At 54.5% G+C, this 20,934-nt stretch carries 18 protein-coding genes; 4 read left to right on the forward strand and 14 right to left on the reverse strand.

What is annotated here, in order from left to right:
* Positions 1-117: 117 nt before the first annotated feature.
* The 6 genes from yegS to mdtD all read right to left on the reverse strand — a co-directional run bounded on the left by yegS (position 118) and on the right by mdtD (position 7,026).
* On the reverse strand, positions 118-1,005 hold the full coding sequence (gene yegS / locus J9880_RS13195; protein ID WP_195817441.1) for a lipid kinase YegS: 888 nt from the start codon (positions 1,003-1,005) through the stop codon (positions 118-120).
* A 370-nt stretch (positions 1,006-1,375) separates the two neighbouring features.
* Positions 1,376-2,761 (reverse strand): prephenate-dependent tRNA uridine(34) hydroxylase TrhP, encoded by a 1,386-nt coding sequence (trhP, locus tag J9880_RS13200; protein ID WP_095923001.1) that lies wholly within the window; start codon positions 2,759-2,761, stop codon positions 1,376-1,378.
* A 185-nt stretch (positions 2,762-2,946) separates the two neighbouring features.
* A complete protein-coding gene (locus J9880_RS13205; protein ID WP_095925193.1) occupies positions 2,947-3,294 on the reverse strand; it encodes a YegP family protein in 348 nt (115 codons plus the stop codon).
* A gap of 154 nt (positions 3,295-3,448) precedes the next feature.
* Complete coding sequence (baeR, locus tag J9880_RS13210) at positions 3,449-4,168, reverse strand: envelope stress response regulator BaeR (protein ID WP_095923000.1); 720 nt, start codon at positions 4,166-4,168, stop codon at positions 3,449-3,451.
* Positions 4,169-5,554, reverse strand: a complete 1,386-nt coding sequence (gene baeS / locus J9880_RS13215) for an envelope stress sensor histidine kinase BaeS (protein ID WP_095922999.1) — start codon at positions 5,552-5,554, stop codon at positions 4,169-4,171.
* Positions 5,551-7,026 carry a multidrug transporter subunit MdtD gene (mdtD, locus tag J9880_RS13220; RefSeq protein ID WP_095922998.1) on the reverse strand — a complete coding sequence of 492 codons (1,476 nt, stop codon included), beginning with the start codon at positions 7,024-7,026 and terminating at the stop codon, positions 5,551-5,553. Before mdtD ends, baeS begins: the two co-directional genes overlap by 4 nt.
* A 260-nt stretch (positions 7,027-7,286) precedes the next feature.
* On the opposite strand from mdtD, the gene J9880_RS13225 reads away from it, so the two are divergent.
* Positions 7,287-8,240, forward strand: coding sequence for an aldo/keto reductase (locus J9880_RS13225; protein WP_095922996.1), 954 nt, complete (start codon positions 7,287-7,289; stop codon positions 8,238-8,240).
* 71 nt (positions 8,241-8,311) lie between these two features.
* Here J9880_RS13225 and yegD read toward each other — a convergent pair whose 3' ends face one another.
* From yegD to tal, 3 genes are all read right to left on the reverse strand, one after another.
* Positions 8,312-9,664, reverse strand: a complete 1,353-nt coding sequence (gene yegD, locus J9880_RS13230) for a molecular chaperone (protein ID WP_119822653.1) — start codon at positions 9,662-9,664, stop codon at positions 8,312-8,314.
* 241 nt (positions 9,665-9,905) lie between these two features.
* On the reverse strand, positions 9,906-11,900 hold the full coding sequence (gene tkt / locus J9880_RS13235; protein WP_195817439.1) for a transketolase: 1,995 nt from the start codon (positions 11,898-11,900) through the stop codon (positions 9,906-9,908).
* Positions 11,901-11,930: 30 nt separating this feature from the next.
* Positions 11,931-12,881 (reverse strand): transaldolase, encoded by a 951-nt coding sequence (tal, locus tag J9880_RS13240; RefSeq protein ID WP_095922993.1) that lies wholly within the window; start codon positions 12,879-12,881, stop codon positions 11,931-11,933.
* Between the two features lie 414 nt (positions 12,882-13,295).
* Here tal and maeB point away from each other — a divergent pair, with 414 nt between their 5' ends.
* On the forward strand, positions 13,296-15,575 hold the full coding sequence (maeB, locus tag J9880_RS13245; protein ID WP_119822651.1) for an NADP-dependent oxaloacetate-decarboxylating malate dehydrogenase: 2,280 nt from the start codon (positions 13,296-13,298) through the stop codon (positions 15,573-15,575).
* 43 nt (positions 15,576-15,618) lie between these two features.
* Here the strand turns inward: maeB and uriH are convergent, their stop codons facing one another.
* From uriH to amiA, 4 genes are all read right to left on the reverse strand, one after another.
* Positions 15,619-16,566: a uridine-preferring nucleoside hydrolase UriH gene (uriH, locus tag J9880_RS13250; RefSeq protein WP_232769451.1), complete on the reverse strand. Its 948-nt coding sequence runs from the start codon at positions 16,564-16,566 to the stop codon at positions 15,619-15,621.
* 54 nt (positions 16,567-16,620) lie between these two features.
* Complete coding sequence (locus J9880_RS13255) at positions 16,621-17,070, reverse strand: YaiI/YqxD family protein (protein WP_095922990.1); 450 nt, start codon at positions 17,068-17,070, stop codon at positions 16,621-16,623.
* On the reverse strand, positions 17,070-18,053 hold the full coding sequence (gene hemF, locus J9880_RS13260) for an oxygen-dependent coproporphyrinogen oxidase (RefSeq protein WP_095922989.1): 984 nt from the start codon (positions 18,051-18,053) through the stop codon (positions 17,070-17,072). Before hemF ends, J9880_RS13255 begins: the two co-directional genes overlap by 1 nt.
* A gap of 73 nt (positions 18,054-18,126) precedes the next feature.
* Positions 18,127-19,011 carry an N-acetylmuramoyl-L-alanine amidase AmiA gene (amiA, locus tag J9880_RS13265; RefSeq protein WP_119822648.1) on the reverse strand — a complete coding sequence of 295 codons (885 nt, stop codon included), beginning with the start codon at positions 19,009-19,011 and terminating at the stop codon, positions 18,127-18,129.
* Positions 19,012-19,288: 277 nt separating this feature from the next.
* Between amiA and J9880_RS13270 the strand changes: the two genes are divergently transcribed.
* The gene (locus J9880_RS13270; protein ID WP_095922987.1) at positions 19,289-19,714 is read left to right on the forward strand and encodes a GNAT family acetyltransferase; all 426 of its coding nucleotides are present in this window, start codon (positions 19,289-19,291) and stop codon (positions 19,712-19,714) included.
* Between the two features lie 123 nt (positions 19,715-19,837).
* On the opposite strand, the gene J9880_RS13275 is transcribed toward J9880_RS13270, so the two are convergent.
* Complete coding sequence (locus J9880_RS13275; protein ID WP_232770473.1) at positions 19,838-20,236, reverse strand: YgiW/YdeI family stress tolerance OB fold protein; 399 nt, start codon at positions 20,234-20,236, stop codon at positions 19,838-19,840.
* A gap of 203 nt (positions 20,237-20,439) precedes the next feature.
* Between J9880_RS13275 and J9880_RS13280 the strand changes: the two genes are divergently transcribed.
* Complete coding sequence (locus J9880_RS13280) at positions 20,440-20,883, forward strand: DUF2919 domain-containing protein (RefSeq protein ID WP_095922985.1); 444 nt, start codon at positions 20,440-20,442, stop codon at positions 20,881-20,883.
* The last annotated feature ends 51 nt before the right edge of the window (positions 20,884-20,934 follow it).

Raw genomic sequence — 20,934 nt, forward strand, 5'->3', positions numbered from 1 at the left:
CCTCCGTAAGAGGAGGCTGCGGGAATTATACCGTTTTCTGATAATTTCCGATGAGTGTGAAACAAATCTCCGCAGAGGGATCACAGTACCGGGAATGAACGATAAGGCGGATGAATATCAGCCGAGCAGTTCGCAGTGCGGCGGTAAACGGCACTGAATCGCATCCGGCAACACTTCGATACGGAAATGTGTGCCGGTCAGCGGTTCGCCATCAAGGTTGAAGGTCATGTCGTGCGGCGCGGTAATTTCCAGCCACGGCAGACTGGCAGAAACGATATTTTTGTTTTCTTCGTTATTGATCAGACTGCGCAGGAAAGAGGGCAACAACTCTTCTGACGTCAGAAGACGCAACTGTAGCAGGCCATCGTTAATCAGGGCATCGGGGCAAATTTGTTGTCCGCCACCTGCCTGGCGGCCATTACCGATACCGATCACCAGCGCGTCACCTTCCCAGCTGAAATCCGGCCCGGTGATCTCGCAGCGGTCGGCTTTAAGCGTATCGAGGCGCAAAAGTCCGTGAATAAAATACGAAACGCCGCCCAGCGCGGCTTTCAGTTTTTCCGGCGTTTCCGTGGTGATACGCGTGCCAAAGCCGCCGGTCGCCATGTTGATGAAGAAATGCTGGTCGTTGACGCGCGCCAGATCGATATCAACCGCTTTGCCTTTTACCGCCAGCTGTAATGCCTGTTCAGGCACCGGAGGAATATTGCAGGCGGTGGCGAAATCATTAGCCGTCCCCAGCGGAACAATCCCCAGTACCGGCTTGATGCCGGGAAGTTGCGCCAGCGCACCGGCCACTTCGTTGATGGTGCCGTCGCCGCCCCCGGCGATCACGGTTTCACAGCCCAGTTCGACGGCTTCAGCAACGTATCGCGCGGCATCGCCATGTTCCCAGGTGACCCGCACACTCAGCGCCACGCCTTCGGCGCGCAGCGCGCTCACCGCTTCACGCAGTTCTTCGATGGCTGCGCCTTTTCCATTCAAAATCAGCAGTGCTGTGGTCATGTACGCTCCTTTTATCTATACATATCTACCATAGATGAAAAGTCCCATATTTGGCTATCAGATTAATCAGCGAATGATTTATTCATACGGAAAATAATTTCACTTAAATTAATTCAATATTTCGTTTATTTTTTGACGCGGTTTTTTATTAATACAGATAATCATTATCGTTATTAACAAACCGAAAGAAGAGGGTGTTAGCAGGCTGAAAACTAAAAGAAAAGCCAGCTCAAGGGAGATTGAGCTGGCCAAGGAGGTGGTTCCTAGTGTAGTCCGGTGCTTTATTTTGCATTCGAAGTAAATTGCGAATGCATATTAACCAGCCCCACCAGAAATAGATGTGATCGGCTCCTTATTTTCGAATAAATCCTTATTTCGCGTGCGGATCACGGGTGTCAGTATTTTCCAGATTACGCAACAAAATGGCGAACTCCAGGCTGACATCTTCCGGCAACGCGACATACACGATGTGCCCGTTGCCCGGTGCGACATCCACCGGCTGCCCTTTTTTATTGCGCAGGGCCTCCAGTTTGAACTGGACGTTGCCCTGTGGCGTCATCATTTCCACGCTGTCGCCGACGCTGAATTTATTCTTCACATCGATTTCAGCCCAGCCATCCACGCGGTTGCCGGTGAATTCACCGACAAACTGCTGGCGGTCGCTGACGGAGAAACCGTATTCGTAGTTTTGCTGCGCGTCATGGGTATGGCGGCGCAGGAAACCTTCGGTATAACCACGGTGTGCCAGCCCTTCCAGCGTGGAGAGCAGCGTCGGGTCAAAAGGCTTTCCGGCGACGGCGTCATCAATGGCGCGGCGGTAAACCTGCGCGGTGCGGGCGCAATAATAGAAGGATTTGGTACGGCCTTCGATTTTCAGTGAGTGCACGCCCATTTTCGTCAACGTTTCGACATGCTGAATGGCGCGCAGATCTTTGGAATTCATAATATAGGTGCCATGTTCGTCTTCAAAGGCACTCATGTATTCACCCGGACGCATCGCTTCTTCCAGCATAAAGACTTTGTCCGTCGGCTGGCCGATGCCTAATGTTGGCTCCGGCGCGTCAACCTGCTGAACGGGGATCGGCTCGTGCTGATGCACAATATTGCCGACAGCGTCTTCTTTACCTTCCTGAACTTTATATTCCCAGCGACAGGCGTTGGTACAGGTGCCCTGATTCGGGTCACGTTTATTGATGTAGCCGGAAAGCAGACAGCGGCCGGAATACGCCATGCACAGCGCACCGTGGACGAAGATCTCGATCTCCATATCCGGCACCTGAGCGCGGATCTCGGCGATCTCTTCCAGCGACAGTTCACGCGATAAAATCACCCGCGTCAGCCCCATTTGTTTCCAGAATTTCACCGTCGCCCAGTTAACGGCGTTAGCCTGCACCGACAGATGAATATCCATCTGCGGGAAGGCTTCACGCACCATCATGATCAGCCCCGGATCGGACATGATCAGGGCATCCGGCCCCATGTCGATCACGGGCTGTAAATCACGGATAAAGGTTTTCAGTTTGGCGTTGTGCGGCGCGATATTCACCACCACGTAGAATTTTTTACCTAAGGCATGGGCCTCGTTGATGCCGGTTTCCAGATTCTGGTGGTTAAATTCGTTATTACGTACGCGCAGGCTGTAGCGCGGCTGACCGGCATACACGGCATCGGCGCCATAGGCGAACGCATAACGCATATTTTTCAGGGAGCCGGCAGGGGAGAGCAGTTCCGGAACAAAAGAATCGCGGGTAAACATAGTCAATCTCAGTCTGATCACAGGTCAGGGCCGTCCCGGATGCGGGGCGACGAAAGGTCAGAATTGTAACGTCTGAGTTGACTGAAAGCAGCCGGTTTGTGTGGGTATTTGAGGTTTTAGCGGGTCAGATCAATTTTTGTATCCTGAGGCTGCAAACGGAAATATGCAGCCCCGGGATAAAGGGATCAGGCAATCTGCTGGGTAAGATCGCGGATCTCCGGGCTTAACCCGTTTTTGATGACGGACTGCACCCCTTTCTTAGCCGCGCTCAGCGTGGTGTACATCTCGCTGACGCCAATGACCTGATGGTTTTTTGCTTTCAAGACGAAATAAAACTGCCCGTCTTTTGAGGGCTTAACTTCATACTGCGATTCTTCGGCTGCATTGTTTTGTACCGATAAGATGCCGTTTTCAGCGGATGCTTTGCTGGCATACATTTCGCTGGTGAGAATAATCTCTCCATTACCGGCTTTAAGGATAAAGTGATATTGCCCGTTCCTCGCCTTAGTCAGATCGTAGTGACCATTAGCCATAAAGGTAATCTCCATAAGAGGGGTTATTTTCCAGAGATAAGTGTAGTTAATGGAAACTTTTTCGCGGCGATAGCGGAAATTTAAGGTATGAAATGTGAACTGGCCGACAGACTTTCAGCAACTTTACAAAACTCAATTGCCGGCCAGAATAACGTTAAACCAGATGGCAGGGTTCGGCTTCCCAGCGGTAGCCGACGCCATAGACGGCGCGGATAAAAGCTTTTTCGCCATCGAGGGATTCGAGTTTGCGGCGCAGATTTTTGATGTGGCTGTCGATGGTGCGGTCCGTCACCACGCGGTAATCATCATAGAGATTATTGAGCAGCACCTCGCGGGTGAAAACGTAGCCCGGTTTCACCGACAGGGTTTTCAGCAGGCGGAATTCCGCTGGCGTCAGCTCAAGCTCATGCCCCTGGAAGGTGGCGCGAAAGCGGGCTTCATCAATGTGCAGACCGGTTTCTTTTGCCACATGTTCATCGGGACGTACGCAACGGCGCAGGATCACTTTGACGCGCGCCACCACTTCCCGCGGGCTGTAAGGTTTGCAGATGTAATCATCGGCACCGATTTCCAGCCCGAGCAGACGGTCAATTTCTTCCGTTTTGGCGGTCACCATCATGACCGGCACATCGGAGAACTGGCGGATGTCGCGGCAGATCGATAAACCGCTGCTGCCCGGCAGCATCAGATCCAGCAGGATCAGCGCCGGAGGCTGGGTTTTCACCAGCGTAATCACATCGTGACCGTCGGGCAGCCATTGCGTGGCATAGCCCGCCGCTTCGAGATAGTCGATCAGCAACTGGGCGAGTTTCGGTTCGTCTTCCACGATCAGAATTTTCAACGGCGCAGGGCCGGACAGTACAGAGTCGTTCATTCAGTTTCTCGGGCCATGTGGAACAGAAAGTGGCAGGACGATCGTAATACGAACGCCCCCGGCGGGGGAGTGGCTGGCGCTAATCTGCCCGCCGTGCGCTTCAACGATATTCTGGCAAATCGCCAGACCTAAACCGGAACCGCCGCTGGCGCGGTTGCGCGAGCCTTCGGTGCGGTAGAAGCGTTCGAAAATTCGGATCAGCTGTTCATCGCTGATGCCCGGCGCGCTGTCCTGAAAAATCAGATGCAGCGATTTGTCGCGGATTTCGCCCAGAATTTCCAGGCCACCGTTCGGGTCAGTATAGCGCAGACTGTTTTCCAGCAGATTATTGAAAAGTTGCGACAACCGCTGCGGATCACCAAATACGTCTGCTTTTTCAGGCAACTGGCTGGTGAGCGTGAGCTGTTTACTGTGGAAGCGATCCCGTGAACCGGCTTCCGCCAGCTGGACAAGATGCACCACATCGGTGTCCACCTTGCGATAGGCCAGCGCACCCGCATCCGACAGCGAAAGCTGATGCAGGTCGTCCACCAGTTTGGTCAGAATCGCCACTTCAGATTGCAGAGACTCCAGCGAACCGACACTCATTTTGCGCACGCCGTCCTGCATGGCTTCCAGCTCACCGCGCAACACCGCCAGCGGCGTGCGCAGTTCATGGGAAATATCCGCCATAAACGCCCGGCGCATTTGCTCGTTTTTTTCCAGCGTCATCGCCAGCTGGTTGAAATCCTGCGCCAGTTTTCCCAGCTCATCTTCACTGTCGACTTTTACCCGGGTGCTGAAATCTCCGGCAGCCAGCTGATGGGTACCGTTCACCAGACGCTTAACCGGCGCGAGCATTCCCCGTGAGAGCACCCAGGTGACGGCGGCGGCCAGTAACGCGGTGAAAGCGACAATAATCCAGCTGGTCTGGCTTTGCTGGCGTTCGAAATTGATATCGGCATTGCGCGTCAGACGTTCGGCGGGAGTGGAGATCACCGAGCCTATCATCACGCCGTCAACGGTCATCACCCGACGCGGGCCTTGCAGATCGGGCGGTACCGGCTGGTCATAGCCGCCGATGCGGCGATCATGGCTGTCGAGGATCCAGAACTTTGTCCGCCAGCCTTGCGGCGGCATTTTCTCGCTGCTGGTCTGGTCAAACGAACGCATCAGCTGATAGATCAGCCGGTCATTTTTTTCCAGAAAATCCCAGCTGCCGTGTTGTTTGTACTGCTCCTGCAGGGTGTCGGCCAGCAAGGCAACGCGCTGTTCGTTACTCTGACGGATGTAGTCGATAAAGCCCCGTTCGAAGCTCATCCGCACGCCCCAGTTCATGGTGATTAACACCAGCGCGCAGGTACAAAAGATGGCCATAAACAGCTTGGCGGTAATACCAGGTTTCATGATTTTCTCATCGGGTCGGGAGAACCGGCCGCAGCACGACGACGGTCAATAAGGGCATTTTTTTGGGCGTCAGGCGGTACTTTGGAGAATACCCAGGCAGGCAGGGCAATCACCAGCGCCATCGACATGTAGCAATAGAGGAAAGCGGTATGCATGATACTGCTGTCCGGTGTGATCGCCTGCTGATGGGCAAACAGCCCGATCAGCAAACCGGCGACACTCACGCCGAGGCTCATCGATAACTGCATGATCATCGACAGCAAACTGTTGCCGCTGCTGGCAAGACGCGGCGGTAAATCCTTCAGCGTCAGCGTATTCATTGAAGAGAAGCGCAGTGAATTCACCATCCCCTGGAAAAACAGCACGATCGGGATCATCCACACGGCACCGTAAATGGCGACTACCGGGAAAATCAGCGTAATCAGTGCCAGCAGCAGGGTGGCGCTGACCAGCGCCTTGCGGTAGCCGAGCTGATTCACCAGCCGGACGACCACGCGCTTCATCCCCATACTGCCCAGCACCATCGGGATCATCATCAGTCCGGCGTGGAAGGGAGTAAAACCCATGCCGAGTTGCAGGAAGACCGGCGTCATAAAAGGTAACATGCCACTGCCGATACGCCCCAGCAGGCTGCCGATCAGCCCGATCTTAAACGTCGGGGTGTGGAACAGGCGCAGGGAAAACAGCGCCGACAGATTACCGCGCGCGTGCATCCAGTAAACACCCAGCGCGCCGCCACCGACCGCCACCAGCAATACGATTTCCAGCGGCGTCAGCCCCATACTGCGGCTGCCTTCCAGCGCCAGCGTCAGTGTGGCCATACACACAGCAAGCATCACAAACCCGCTGATATCAAAGCGGCGGGTCTGCATTTTATAGTTCGGCATGATCATTAACGTGGCGATACAACCGGCCAGCCCGACAGGCAGGTTGATGAGGAAAATCCAGTGCCAGCTGGCGTATTGCACCAGAAAACCGCCCAGCGCCGGGCCGAGTAACGGACCGACCTGACCGGGCAAGGTCACCATGGTCATCGCCGCCATGTATTCGCTGCGCGGAACGATTTTCAGCACCGTCAGCCGCCCGACCGGCACCATCATCGCCCCGCCAATCCCCTGAACAATGCGTGACAACACCAGCTCGCGCAGGCTTTCCGACTGTGCGCACAGCAGGGAGCCGAGGGTGAACAGCACGATGGCTGAAAAGAACACCCACTTCACCCCGACTTTATCCGCCAGCCAGCCGCTGGCGGGCAACATCACCGCGACCGTCAGCACGTAAGCGACAATCACCGAATGCATATGCAGCGGGTTTTCACCGAGGCTGCGGGCCATGGAGGGAAGCGCGGTATTGACGATGGTGGTGTCGAGAGCCTGCATAAAAAAGCCGAAGGCGACGATCCACAACTGCCAGCGCACCGAAGGCGGCAGCGGCGTGGAGGGCGGTAAGGTGTCAGTATTTTCAGATTTCATGAGTCATCGCATCAGCACAATCATTGTCGCGGCATTTCAGGAAGAAATTCACCTGCAGACCGGCTCACAGTGTAGCCAGAATGTTTCAACAGAAAATGGAGGAAATAAGGAGAGTCTTTCCCATTTTTTGACAATTCTTCTGACAATAAAGAATAGCGTTCAGCCTGACATTTTATATCAAAATGCTAAGGTTGACCTTTGACCATAAACCGTTCGCACGCAAACTAAGTGTAATCTGACCTTATGAAAGGGAGAGAATGATGAGCAAAAGAGAACTGGGTCGTTCAGGTATTCAGGTGCCGTTGTTAACCTTCGGTGGCAATGTGTTTGGCTGGACGGTGGATCAGGCCGCCTCGTTTAACCTGCTGGATGCCTTACTGGATCACAAACTGAATTTTATCGACACGGCAGATGTGTACTCGAGCTGGGTTGAAGGCAACAAAGGCGGAGAATCCGAAACCATCATCGGCAACTGGCTGAAAAAAACCGGTAAGCGTGACCAGGTCATTCTTGCCACCAAAGTCGGTAAGCCGATGGGGGAAGGCAAAGTCGGGCTGTCGCCCCGCTATATCAGAGAAGCCGTCGAAGCGTCACTGAAACGCCTGCAAACGGATTATATCGATTTGTATCAGTCACATGATGACGATGCCGATACGCCACTGGCTGAAACCATGGCGGCATTCGATGCGTTGATTAAAGAAGGCAAGGTGCGTGCCGTCGGCGCGTCAAACTACAGCGCACCGCGTCTGGCCGAAGCGTTGAAAGTCAGTCAGGAAAACGGGCTGGCGCGTTATGAAACCCTGCAACCGCAATACAATCTTTATGACCGCAAAGTGTATGAAGAGGCACTGGAGAAAGTGGTGCTCGATAACGGCTTAGGCGTGATCAACTTCTACGGGCTGGCCGCCGGATTCCTGACCGGCAAATACCGCACCAAAGCCGATGCCGCTAAGAGCAAACGCGGGGAAAACGTGGTTGCACGCTGTCTGAACGAACGCGGTCTTAAAGTGCTGGCTGGGTTGGATCAGGTGGCTGAGAAGCACGGCGCGCAACCCGGGCAGGTGGCGCTGGCCTGGCAGATTGCCCGTCCGGGCATTACCTCGCCGATCGTCAGTGCGACCTCCCTGCAACAGCTGAATGAACTGGCGCAGGCCGCGACCCTGAAACTGGATGACGCGGATATCAAAACGTTAAATGACGCCAGCGCCTGGTAAATCCGGTTCTGAGATATAAAAAAAACCGCCTTCAGTCTCAGGCGGTTTTCGTTTTTCTGCACCGTGACATCTTAACGGAACAGCGTTTGTGCCCAGCGCGCCAGACCGGCGGTGACGGAGCCAAAATCATTGCCCCCGACCAGCGGGATCCCCGGCAATTGTGCCTGCAAAGCCGCACGCAGCAGTGGCGAACGTGCGCTGCCACCCGTCAGATAAATGACGTCCGGTTTAATGTCGCTGCTGGCCAGTGCCAGACTGACCTGTTCCTGAATTCGTTCCAGCGGCTGAGAAATTGCTTCACTCAGTTGCTGCTGGCTGATGGTTTCGGCCAGACCGGATTCAATGAAGTCCATCGCCGCCGTCACGCTTTCACGTTCAGAAAGCGCAATCTTACTTTCTTCTGCCGCGCGGACCAGACGGTAGCTCAGACGCTGTTGATGCACTTTCAGCAGGCGTTTGATTAGATCCGGTTGCGCCGCATCGCGGATTAAATCACGCAACATGCGGCCATTCGCCACGCTGTAGAAATCCAGCTGCGCCGGTACGTCATTGGTTGCTACCGCATTCCAGTAAGGCAGCGCCGGGATGGCGATCCCTTTTTGGGTTTCGCTGCCCATCCCAAACTGGGGGGTGAGCTGTTTGAAGGCGGTCATGATATCCAGATCGTTACCGCCGACGCGGCAACCACTGTGGCCGAGCAGGCTGCTCTGACGCTCTGCTTTATCGCGCCATTGCGGACCCATCAGCAGCACCGAGCAGTCGGTGGTTCCACCGCCGATATCCACCACCAGCACGGTTTTCTCTTCCGTCAGCGTGGCTTCGAAATCCAGACCTGCCGCAACCGGCTCAAACTGGAAAGCGATATCGCGGAAACCTGCACGTTCAGCCGCACGCTGCAAAATACCCTGTGCCTGCGCATTCGCGTCTTCCCCGCCCATGCCCTGAAAGTTTATCGGGCGACCGATAACCGTCTGCTCAATGCTTTCCTGCAGGACGGATTCAGCCTGACGCCTGATGTGGTACATCATCGCGCAGACCAGATCTTCAAACAGGGCAATTTGCTGTGGTTTCAGGCCATTTGCGCCCAGGAAGGATTTCGGCGAGCGAACAAAGTACACCTCTTCCGGATCTTCCATGTAGGTCGCCAGCGCCTGCAAACCGAAGTTCACGCTGTTGGCATTAACCGGAATATCTTCCTCACGGTTAAAGCTGATACTGCGGCGCAGCAGCGCCAGATTTTCATCACTGCCCGTCGGAACCTGTCCGTGACGGTTCAGCCATTCGCTGACCGCTTCACGTGTCGGTGCACAAAGCATGGAGGGTAAGTAAGGATCGTTATTTTCGAGCGCCAGAAGATGAGCGTTATTATCACGCATCACCGCCACGGAGCAGTTCGCTGTACCGTAGTCAAATCCAATAAACATCATTGTTCCCCATGCCAAAGAAGGGACGGGACTTTACCGGAGAGACGCAGATTGAGCAAGATGAAAACCGGGGTTTTCCTGATGGCGTAAAGCAGTATTTTGTTCCTGTGTTTGCTGTGAAACTCACCCCTTCGCAGGGGTGAGAGCAGATCGAGTATTTACTTCTCCCCCTGCGAAGGGGGAGGCGGGGAGGGGGTTTTAAAGACCACTCCTTTACTTCACTTCTTTAATTTCACTTCTTTTACTTCAATAGCGCCTGCGCTTTCGCGACCACATTATCCGCTGTAAAACCGAACTCCCTGAACAGTTGCTCTGCGGGTGCAGATTCCCCGAAGGAGGTCATGCCGACAATGGCTCCGTTAAGGCCGACGTATTTGTACCAGTAATCGGCGATACCGGCCTCAACGGCGACACGCGCGGTCACGGCTTTTGGCAGCACGGCTTCACGGTATGCCGCATCCTGCTGATCGAAGACATCGGTAGACGGCATGGACACCACGCGCACTTTGGTGCCAGCAGCGGCCAGTTTATCTGCGGCCTCTACGGTAATGCCGACTTCCGAACCGGTGGCAATCAGGATCACCTCCGGCGTGCCGTCAGAATCTTTCAGCACATAACCGCCGCGCGCCACGTTTGCCAGTTGCTCAGGCGTACGCGGCTGCTGGGTTAAATTCTGACGCGAGAAGATCAGGGCAGAAGGGCCGTCAGTTCGCTCAATGGCATATTTCCACGCCACCGCTGATTCCACCTGATCACCCGGCCGCCAGGTGTTCATGTTTGGCGTCACGCGCAGGCTGGCCATTTGTTCCACCGGCTGATGCGTCGGGCCGTCTTCACCCAGACCGATGGAGTCGTGGGTATAGACGAACACGTTGCGGATTTTCATCAGTGCGGCCAGACGTACGGCGTTACGGGCATATTCGACGAACATCAGGAAGGTCGCGGAATATGGCAGGAAACCGCCATGCAGGGCGATACCGTTGGTGATGGCCGTCATGCCGAATTCACGTACGCCGTAGTGGATGTAGTTACCGGCCTGATCGTCCCCGATCGATTTCGAGCCAGACCACATGGTCAGGTTACTAGGCGCAAGGTCAGCGGAGCCGCCAAGGAATTCCGGCAGGATTTTACCAAAGGACTCCAGTGTATTTTGCGAGGCTTTACGGCTGGCAATATTGGCCGGTTTTGCCTGCAATTCTTCGATGTATTTCTGCGCTTCGCTTTGCCAGTTAGCAGGCAGTTCGCCACTCACACGACGATCAAATTCGGCGGCCAGTTGCGGATAGGCTTTGGCATAGGCGGCAAACTTGTCGTTCCAGGCTTTCTCTTTCGCTTTACCGGCTTCTTTGGCATCCCATTGGGCGTAAATATCCTGCGGTATTTCAAACGGAGGATAGTTCCAGCCAATGTGTTTGCGGGTGGCAGCGACTTCATCGTCACCCAGCGCAGCGCCATGCGCGCCGTGGGTACCGGCTTTGTTCGGTGAGCCGAACGCGATCACGGTTTTGCACAGCAACAGCGACGGTTTGTCTTTCACGTTGCGGGCTTCTTCGATGGCGGCTTTTACGGCGTCAGGATCATGACCGTCAATGCCACGGATCACATGCCAGTGGTAGGCTTCAAAGCGTTTGGCGGTGTCATCGGTGAACCAGCCTTCCACATGGCCGTCGATGGAGATCCCGTTGTCATCATAAAACGCAATCAGCTTGCCGAGTTTCATGGTGCCCGCGAGTGAACAGGCTTCGTGTGAGATGCCTTCCATCATGCAGCCATCACCGAGGAAAGCGTAGGTGTAGTGGTTCACGATATCGTGATTTTCACGGTTAAACTGAGCCGCCAGCGTGCGCTCGGCAATCGCGAAGCCCACGGCGTTAGCGATCCCCTGACCCAGCGGGCCGGTGGTGGTTTCAACGCCCGGCGTATAGCCGAATTCCGGGTGTCCCGGCGTTTTGGAATGCAGCTGGCGGAAATTCTCCAGCTCTTTCATTGGCAGGTCGTAACCGGTTAAATGCAGCAGGCTGTATTGCAGCATCGAGCCGTGTCCGTTGGACATCAGGAAGCGGTCACGATCGGCCCATTTCGGGTTGGTCGGGTTGTGATTCATATAATCACGCCACAGCACTTCAGCAATGTCAGCCATGCCCATCGGGGCGCCGGGGTGGCCGGAATTCGCTTTCTGAACGGCGTCCATGCTCAGGGCGCGGATCGCATTCGCTAGTTCTTTACGAGAAGGCATATTCACTCCATCTGGTTATTCAATACAAAACTACAGTTGTGCTGACAGCACATCTTCGAGTTTTTTCTGGTCGGTGGCGAACTGGCGAATACCTTCTGCGAGTTTATCCACGGCCATCGCATCCTGATGATGTTCCCAGAGGAATTCTGCCTGTGTCAGTGGTGCGGGTTTTTTGCCACCCTTATCCGATGGCTGCAATTTACGTTCAACCGGTGCGTCACTGGCTTTAAGTTCTTCCAGCAGGTTGGGTGAAAGGGTCAGGCGATCACAACCGGCCAGTGCCAGAACCTGTTCCACCTTGCGGAAACTGGCGCCCATGATGACCGTCTCGTAGCCGTGAGATTTGTAGTAATCGTAGATAGTACGGACAGATTTCACGCCCGGATCTTGTTCCACGTCGTAGGCGGCATTCGGTTCTTTGGCTTTGTACCAGTCATAGATACGGCCAACGAACGGGGAAATCAGGTAGACACCGGCTTCGGCGCAGGCGCGTGCCTGGGCAAAGGAGAACAGCAAGGTCAGGTTACAGTTGATGCCTTCTTTTTCCAGTGCTTCAGCGGCTTTGATGCCTTCCCATGTGGAGGCCAGCTTGATGAGAATGCGTGATTTGTCGATACCCTGATCCTGATACAAGCCAATCAGTTTGCGGGCTTTTTCGATACACAATTCGCGGTCAAACGACAGGCGGGCATCGACTTCTGTCGAGATGCGCCCCGGTACGCTTTTCAGGATTTCCACACCGATATTCACGGCCAGCTTGTCTGTGGCATTGACCACCTGAGTCTCTTTGCTGCCGCCCTGCTTACGGGCATAGTCCAGCGCGTCTTTAATCAGGTTTTGGTATTGCGGCAGGTCGGCTGCTTTGAGGATCAGCGAAGGATTGGTGGTCGCATCCTGAGGCTCGAAATGACGGATAGATTCAATGTCACCGCTGTCGGCAACGACGGTGGTGATTTTTTTTAGTGCGTCTAACTGGTTCATCTCTTAGCTCCTTGGCAAGAAAAAACGATACAGCAATAAGGTCGTCCGACTCTCTTTCGTAGGGCTCCTACCCTGCATCATTCGGTTAACAAACTGAATGCGCTTTTTCTGATTACTGCAATGGGTCTCAACAATGACGGCCCCTGTTGCCCCACAAACTGAGCGTCTGACGGGTAAAGCGCAAGGCCAAACTTTAAGCTTAGTTGATTTTTACGAGACGTCTTCCACGAATGAAAAGTAATCAATGTAACGGCGAAATTTTGGTCGTTATCCGCCTCTGGCCGTGGCAGGGTTATCTATACTGGTCAGCGGGAAAAGCCGATGGTGAGATTTCCCCGTGCCCTGTTGTCCCTACAAATGTCCCTACAAAAAGTTGTCTCTACAAAAAATAAGAAACAAGAAAAGGATCCTGCAATGGACGAACAACTCAAACAAAGTGCGCTTGATTTTCACGAGTTTCCGGTGCCCGGAAAAATACAGGTTTCGCCGACCAAACCCCTTGCCACGCAACGTGATCTGGCTTTGGCCTATTCGCCGGGCGTGGCCGCCCCTTGCCTGGAAATCGCCAAAGATCCGCTGGCGGCTTACAAGTACACCGCTCGCGGCAATCTGGTGGCGGTGATTTCCAACGGGACCGCCGTTCTCGGGCTGGGCAATATCGGTGCGCTGGCCGGTAAACCGGTGATGGAAGGCAAGGGCGTATTGTTCAAGAAATTCGCCGGTATCGACGTATTTGATATCGAAGTTGATGAGAACGATCCCGATAAGCTGATCGACGTGATCGCCGCGCTGGAACCGACATTCGGCGGTATCAACCTCGAAGACATCAAAGCGCCGGAGTGTTTTTACATCGAGAAAAAGCTGCGGGAACGGATGAAGATCCCGGTATTTCATGACGATCAGCACGGCACGGCCATTATTTGTACCGCAGCGGTGCTTAACGGATTGCGTGTGGTCGGGAAAAACATTTCAGATGTGCGGCTGGTGGTGTCAGGTGCCGGGGCTTCCGCTATTGCCTGCCTGAATCTGCTGGTGGCGCTGGGGCTGAAACGCCACAACATCACGGCCTGTGATTCCCGTGGCGTGATTTATCAGGGCCGCGAAGAGAACATGGCCGAAACCAAAGCGGCTTACGCCATTGCAGATAACGGTCAGCGCACGCTTGGCGATGCGATCCCGGAGGCGGACATTTTCCTCGGCTGTTCCGGCCCCGGCGTTCTGACGCAGGATATGGTGAAAACCATGGCGAAGGATCCGCTGATCCTGGCGCTGGCCAATCCTGAGCCGGAGATTTTACCGCCGCTGGCAAAAGCCGTACGGCCTGATGCCATTATCTGCACCGGCCGTTCGGATTATCCGAATCAGGTCAACAACGTCCTGTGCTTCCCGTTCATTTTTCGCGGGGCGCTGGATGTCGGCGCGACCACCATCAATGAAGAAATGAAACTGGCCTGCGTTCATGCCATCGCAGATCTGGCGATGGCGGAGCAAAGCGATGTGGTGGCTTCTGCTTATGGTGAAGAAGAGTTGTCTTTCGGACCGGAATACATCATTCCCAAGCCTTTTGATCCGCGCCTGATTGTGAAAATTGCGCCAGCGGTGGCGAAAGCGGCGATGGATTCTGGGGTCGCCATGCGCCCGATTGACGATCTGGACGCGTATACCGAAAAACTCACCGAGTTTGTCTACAAAACCAACCTGTTTATGAAGCCGATTTTCTCGCAGGCGAAGAAAGACGCCAAACGGGTGGTGATGGCGGAAGGGGAAGAAGAGCGCGTCCTGCATGCCACGCAGGAGCTGATTTCTCTCGGTCTGGCAAAACCGATTCTGGTCGGCAGGCCGAGCGTGATTGCCATGCGCATTAAGAAACTGGGTCTGCAACTGGAGGCGGGACGGGATTTCGAAGTGGTCAATAACGAATCCGACCCGCGTTTTAATGAATACTGGCGCGAATATTATCAGCTGATGAAACGGCGCGGTGTCTCGCAGGAGCAGGCGCGGCGGGCGGTGATCGGCAATCCGACGCTGATTTCCGCTATTATGCTGTTACGCGGCGAAGCGGATGCGATGATCTGCGGAACGGTCGGCACTTATCATGAGCACTATGACATCGTCGAAAAGGTGTTTGGTTTCCGCCGGGGTACGCATGTTGCCGGGGCGATGAATGCCCTGTTGCTGCCAAGTGGTAATACGTTTATTGCGGATACTTACGTCAATGATGACCCGACACCTGAGCAACTGACGGAAATCACGCTGATGGCGGCAGAAACGGTGAGACGATTTGGCATTGAGCCGAAAGTGGCGCTGCTGTCCCATTCCAGTTTCGGCACCTCCGACAGCCCGGCCGCGCTGAAAATGCGCCGTACGCTGCAACTGATTAATGAGCGTGATCCTGATCTGGAAATCGACGGTGAGATGCATGGTGACGCGGCACTGGTCGAAAGCATCCGTCAGGACATCATGCCGGACAGTCCGCTGAAAGGGTCGGCGAATATCCTGATCATGCCGAACATGGAATCGGCGCGCATCAGTTACAACCTGCTGCGGGTTTCCTGTTCAGAAGGGGTAACGGTGGGGCCGGTGCTGATGGGCGTTTCAAAACCGGTGCATATTCTCACGCCGATCGCCTCGGTCAGGAGGATTGTGAATATGGTGGCGTTAGCCGTGGTGGAAGCGCAAACCGAGCCGCTATAAATCAGCAAGGGCGCCGCAACAGACGCCCTTTAAAAAGAGTTACTCAGTATTTCACTTCGCCGATACGTTCCAGCGCATCGACGATCAGATCCCAGAAACGCTGATGATCGAGTTTTACCGCCACTTGCGTATGGCAATCCGGCGGCGGCGGGGCGCGGAAATCCGCGACGGTCATGCCGAGGGTTAAGGTGCCGGTCAGTTCGATATCCACCGGGACTTTTTGCACGGTCATGACATTCGGATCAATCACGTAAGCCACCGCGCACGGATCATGAACAGGCGGTGAATCAAAGCCCTGCCGGTCTTTGTAGCTCATACCAAAGAAATCGAGCAGCTCGCCGACAAATTTCGCAGGCTGTGTCCCCACGGCGGCGATGCGCGCGGCGACGTCCGGTGTAGCCAGTGCCTGATGGGTTAAATCCAGTCCGACCATGGTCAGCGGCCATTTTTCGTTGAACACGATATGGGCGGCTTCCGGGTCAATCTTGATGTTGAACTCGGCGACTGCGCTCCAGTTCCCCACATGATAACCGCCGCCCATCAGCACCACTTCTTTCACCCGTTCCGCAATGCGCGGTTCTTTGCGCACGGCCATGGCGATGTTGGTCAGCCCGCCGGTGGGCACCAGAGTGATGGTTTTCGGCGGATGAGACATGATCAGATCAATGATCAGGTCGATCGCATGAACAGGTTCAAGTGTGATGGCCGCTTCCGGCAATACCGGGCCGTCCAGACCGGACTCGCCGTGGATCTCGTCCGCCACTTCAATCTGACGCACCAGCGGACGCGTTGCCCCCGCCGCAAACGGCACACCGGTCAGGTTAATCACACGAGCAACGGCAAGTGCGTTGCGGGTGACTTTCTCCAGCGTCTGATTGCCAACCACCGTCGTGACGGCCAGCAGTTCGATATCGGGGTTACCGTGCGCCAGTAACATCGCGATAGCATCGTCGTGCCCCGGATCGCAATCAAGGATGATCTTTTTGACCATTTCTTATTCCTTTAATTAATGTAGTGGTACTTCGGTTTCGACAGCCAGACTGGATTATTTTTTGGCTTGTTGCAGCCACTTATCCAGTTCATTGGCAAATTGCTGGCGGTCGCGCTGATTAAGCGCAGGCGGCCCGCCGGTCTGCACGCCGCTGGCGCGCATGGTGTCCATAAAATCACGCATGTTCAGGCGTTCTTTGATGGTTTCCGTGGTGTAACGCTCGCCGCGCGGGTTCAGCGCCACGCCGCCTTTCTCAATGACTTCGGCGGCCAGCGGGATATCGGCGGTGATCACCAGATCGCCCGGTTCGGTGCGTTTCACAATTTCGTTATCGGCGACGTCAAAACCCGCTTCGACCCGCAGGGTGCGCAGATATTTTGACGGCGGCGTACGGATGATCTGGTTGGCTACCAGCGTCACCATCATGCCGGTGCGTTCGGCGGCACGGAACAGCACTTCTTTGATGACGTTCGGACATGCATCCGCATCAACCCAGATTTGCATCAGTTTGGCGCTCCGTTTTCAGATAAGCCATTTTCAGCCAGCCAGTCGCGTACCGGCAGAAAATCGCGGTACAGCGCGGCTTCCGGGCTGCCTTCTTCCGGCTGGTAACCGTATTCCCAGCGCACCAGGGGTGGCATCGACATTAAAATGGATTCCGTGCGACCGCCGGTTTGCAGGCCAAACAACGTGCCGCGATCCCACACCAGATTGAATTCAACGTAGCGGCCACGGCGGTAGAGCTGGAACTGGCGCTCACGTTCGCCCCACGGCAGTGTTTTGCGTTTTTCCACCACCGGCAGATAGGCGTCAGTAAAGCCGTTACCGACCGCCTGCATAAAGTTAAAGCAGGTGTCGAAATCCGGTGAATTCAGGTCATCAAAGAATAAGCCGCCGATCCCGCGTGCTTCGTTGCGGTGTTTGATAAAGAAGTAATCGTCGCACCATTTTTTGTATTTCGGATAGACATCGTCGCCGAACGGCTGGCAAAGCTGTTGTGCAGTGAGGTGCCAGTGGCGGGCGTCTTCTTCAAAACCGTAATAAGGCGTGAGATCGAAACCGCCGCCAAACCACCAGACCGGTGCTTCGCCGGGTTTTTCCGCAATGAAAAAGCGCACGTTGGCATGGCTGGTCGGCACATAGGGGTTCAGCGGATGAATAACCAGGGAGACGCCCATCGCCTGAAAGCTGCGTCCCGCCAGTTCGGGGCGATGCGCGGTGGCGGAAGCGGGCAGGGTGGCACCGGAAACGTGGGAGAAATTCACCCCGGCCTGTTCAAACACCGCGCCATTCGTCAGAACCCGGCTTTGACCGCCGCCGCCTTCCTCGCGCACCCATTGATCTTCAGCGAACTGGCCTTTGCCATCGGCGGCCGCCAGTTTCTGGCAAATGTGCTCCTGAAGTTTAAGCAGGAAGGTTTTGACTTGCTGGATGTCGGGAATGGATTGGCTCACGGGCAAACTCGCAGACGTTGACTGAAAGGACATTCAGCGCCGTGCGGGCGCTGAATGAGAAAAAAGTGGTCATCAGTATAGCGTGATTTGCTGTCAGTTTGGCAGCTCAGTGGGGTTTACGCTCGTTGGCGTCGAAATAGCTGAAGAAATTCACAATACCCTGTGAAATGGCCTGCGCAATTTCGCGGCGGAATGCCGTGGTGCTCAGTAACTGTTCTTCCTGATGGTTGGTGATAAAGGACGTTTCCACCAGAATCGACGGAATTGATGGCGATTTCAGTACGGCAAAGGCCGCCTGTTCGGTTTGCTGACTGTGAAGATGGTGGATCGGGCGGATCCTGTCGAGCACATGGTGACCCAGCGTCAGACTGTTTTTAATGGTGTCGGTCTGTACCAGATCAAACAGGACTTGCTGGAGATAATTGTTGTCTTCTTTGGCATATTTCGCACCCGCGACCAGATCGGCATCGTTTTCTTTTTTCGACATGTAACGCGCCATGGCGCTGCTGGCTCCCCGGTTGGAGAGCGCGAAAACCGACGCGCCGGAGGCTGTCGGGCTGGTGTAACCATCGGCATGAATCGAGACGAACAGATCGGCCTGATGCTGATGCGCCAGCTCAACACGCTGATAAAGCGGAATAAAGTGATCCGAATCACGGGTCAGTTTGACCTCAATATGGCTTTGTTCGCCCAGAAATTCCCGCACATAGTTGGCGATTTCCAGCACCACATGTTTTTCTTCCGAGCCTTCATGGCCGACAGCACCGGAATCTATACCGCCGTGGCCGGGGTCGATCATCACCAGTTTTTTTGCGCCCGGTGGTTTAGGGGCGGGGGCGGATTTGGTGATGTGCTCCTGCTGTGCGGCGCTGGCAGAACGTGAACCGAAAGCGGCAATGGCTAATCCAAGCCCGGACAGTAACAACTGGCGACGGGTGGCGGCGGCAGGGAGAGGCTGGAAATGCAGAAATTTATTCAGGGGGTTTAACATCAGTCCGTTACCGTCAGAAAAAATGCAGAATGCCCTATGTTATAGAGTATCTTTTTTATAGTTTCGATCTGAGAACTATTACTTTTTATGAATATTGTGTCGTGAATGAATCTGCCACCGAATAAATCTCCGTCTGCGGAGAGGCGGCCTGTTGTTTTATGTGAAGATTTTATCGCTGAAAACGGTTCATAAAGTACACAATCTGTGATTTTGATGTTGCGTATCAATCAGATCACGCGATAATCAGATAAACCCCTACTAACAGCGGCGAACAGTGATGGAAATTCGCGTATACCGTCAAGAAGATTTCGAAGAAGTACTGACCTTATGGGAACGTTGCGACCTGCTGCGTCCGTGGAATGATCCTGAGCTGGATATTGAACGTAAAATTAACCACAGCCCCGAGTTTTTCCTGGTGGCGGAAGTGGGCGGTGAAGTGGTGGCGACGCTGATGGGCGGCTACGACGGTCATCGCGGATCAGCCAATTATCTGGGTGTACATCCTGATTATCGCGGCCGTGGCATTGCCAATGCGCTGGTAAACCGTCTGGAGAAGAAGTTAATCGCCCGCGGTTGCCCGAAAATGAATTTAATGGTGCGTGCTGAAAACGATGCGGTAGTCAGCATGTATGAAAAACTGGGTTATGAGATTTCGGATACTTTGCTGCTCGGTAAACGACTGATCGAAGATCAGGAATACTGATATACCTGTGTCCTTCAGGTTGCAGATGCGTGGGCTACGCGCACCTGCCCGAATCACTTACTTAGGTAAGCTCATATAAAAAAGCCCCGGCAGGAGTGATCCGCCGGGGCTTCGTTTTCTGCGTTACTTGATCAGTTTTACGCTTTTGACATCCACTTCCACAGAGTTCCAGTCTTTATCGACTTTACCTTCAATGCGGATTTTGTCTTTCGGCGACACGTTCTGTCCCTGCCAGCGTTTGCCATCAATTTCGACATTGAGGGTGCCGGTGTTGTCGCGGAAAATGTATTTATCATGGTCGATGCGCTGATCGATGAACCCTTCCAGCATCACCCACTGATCATCCTTCATGGCTTGCGTGTCTTTCACCGTGCTCAGCGCCGTGGTGCCGGTGAAACCGCCCTGCGCGGCAGGCTGGGTTTGCGTTTCCTGCGCCGACGGGCCGTTAAAGCCACCGGTCTGCTGAGCAAACGCGGTTGCGGAACAAAGTGCAATGAGGGTTGCCAGCGTGATCTTCTTCATCATAATAGTCGTCCTTAAGTTAATGTTTCCAGAGCACCGGCAACTATGACATCGTTCAGGATGTGTTGCCGTGTTAGAAACCATTAAAGCAGACTGTTCTTAACAGTTTCTTAAGCGCCTGCCCGACAGACGTCGATTTATGTCGGGTATGTCCCTGAGCGAGGGTTAACTTTCACCTTATTTGCAGGAACGTTGTTCTTTTTATGAACCCGGATGATTATAACGACCACGGTATGTTGCGGTTGCCGCTGTGGTTCTGGACGATTTTGATTTTGCAGGCGCGGACCTGGATATTGTTTGTGATGGTCGGTGCGTCACGTCAGCAGGGCAGTGATCTGCTGGCGTTGTTTTATCCCGAATCGCAGAATTTCTGGTCCGGTATGTTGCTCGGTTTGCCCCCCGCGCTGGTGTTTTTGCTCAGCGGACGCCGTCATCTGTGGCCACGGGTCTGGCAGGCCGGTTACTGGCTGTTGCTGGCCGGTATGTTCATCACCTTTGCCTTGCAGGCGCTGGGTTTGTGGCAAAGTACCGACAGTATTTCAGGTGTGGACATTGTGCTGGCGTTGCTGGATGCCGCCGCGCTGGCTTACTGGTTAATGAGCCGTCGTCTGCGCGCCTGTTTTGATGCCGCGCGCCGTCTGGTCTGAAGCATATTCCATTTGGGGCTGAACTTTCTTACTGAGTAAGTACTCGAACTG

The organism is Rahnella victoriana, from assembly GCF_021276285.1.
Classification (GTDB): domain Bacteria; phylum Pseudomonadota; class Gammaproteobacteria; order Enterobacterales; family Enterobacteriaceae; genus Rahnella; species Rahnella victoriana.

What these genes read in the sequence shown, in the direction of transcription:
- J9880_RS13280 (WP_095922985.1), top strand. Translation starts at nt 20,440, where the DNA reads ATGAACCCGGATGATTATAACGACCACGGTATGTTGCGGTTGCCGCTG.
- yegD (WP_119822653.1), bottom strand. Translation starts at nt 9,664, where the DNA reads ATGTTTATTGGATTTGACTACGGTACAGCGAACTGCTCCGTGGCGGTG.
- mdtD (WP_095922998.1), bottom strand. Translation starts at nt 7,026, where the DNA reads ATGAAATCTGAAAATACTGACACCTTACCGCCCTCCACGCCGCTGCCG.
- J9880_RS13205 (WP_095925193.1), bottom strand. Translation starts at nt 3,294, where the DNA reads ATGGCTAATGGTCACTACGATCTGACTAAGGCGAGGAACGGGCAATAT.
- maeB (WP_119822651.1), top strand. Translation starts at nt 13,296, where the DNA reads ATGGACGAACAACTCAAACAAAGTGCGCTTGATTTTCACGAGTTTCCG.
- J9880_RS13270 (WP_095922987.1), top strand. Translation starts at nt 19,289, where the DNA reads ATGGAAATTCGCGTATACCGTCAAGAAGATTTCGAAGAAGTACTGACC.
- amiA (WP_119822648.1), bottom strand. Translation starts at nt 19,011, where the DNA reads ATGTTAAACCCCCTGAATAAATTTCTGCATTTCCAGCCTCTCCCTGCC.
- uriH (WP_232769451.1), bottom strand. Translation starts at nt 16,566, where the DNA reads ATGGTCAAAAAGATCATCCTTGATTGCGATCCGGGGCACGACGATGCT.
- tal (WP_095922993.1), bottom strand. Translation starts at nt 12,881, where the DNA reads ATGAACCAGTTAGACGCACTAAAAAAAATCACCACCGTCGTTGCCGAC.
- hemF (WP_095922989.1), bottom strand. Translation starts at nt 18,053, where the DNA reads ATGTCCTTTCAGTCAACGTCTGCGAGTTTGCCCGTGAGCCAATCCATT.
- tkt (WP_195817439.1), bottom strand. Translation starts at nt 11,900, where the DNA reads ATGCCTTCTCGTAAAGAACTAGCGAATGCGATCCGCGCCCTGAGCATG.
- J9880_RS13275 (WP_232770473.1), bottom strand. Translation starts at nt 20,236, where the DNA reads ATGAAGAAGATCACGCTGGCAACCCTCATTGCACTTTGTTCCGCAACC.
- J9880_RS13225 (WP_095922996.1), top strand. Translation starts at nt 7,287, where the DNA reads ATGAGCAAAAGAGAACTGGGTCGTTCAGGTATTCAGGTGCCGTTGTTA.
- baeS (WP_095922999.1), bottom strand. Translation starts at nt 5,554, where the DNA reads ATGAAACCTGGTATTACCGCCAAGCTGTTTATGGCCATCTTTTGTACC.
- trhP (WP_095923001.1), bottom strand. Translation starts at nt 2,761, where the DNA reads ATGTTTACCCGCGATTCTTTTGTTCCGGAACTGCTCTCCCCTGCCGGC.
- J9880_RS13255 (WP_095922990.1), bottom strand. Translation starts at nt 17,070, where the DNA reads ATGCAAATCTGGGTTGATGCGGATGCATGTCCGAACGTCATCAAAGAA.
- yegS (WP_195817441.1), bottom strand. Translation starts at nt 1,005, where the DNA reads ATGACCACAGCACTGCTGATTTTGAATGGAAAAGGCGCAGCCATCGAA.
- baeR (WP_095923000.1), bottom strand. Translation starts at nt 4,168, where the DNA reads ATGAACGACTCTGTACTGTCCGGCCCTGCGCCGTTGAAAATTCTGATC.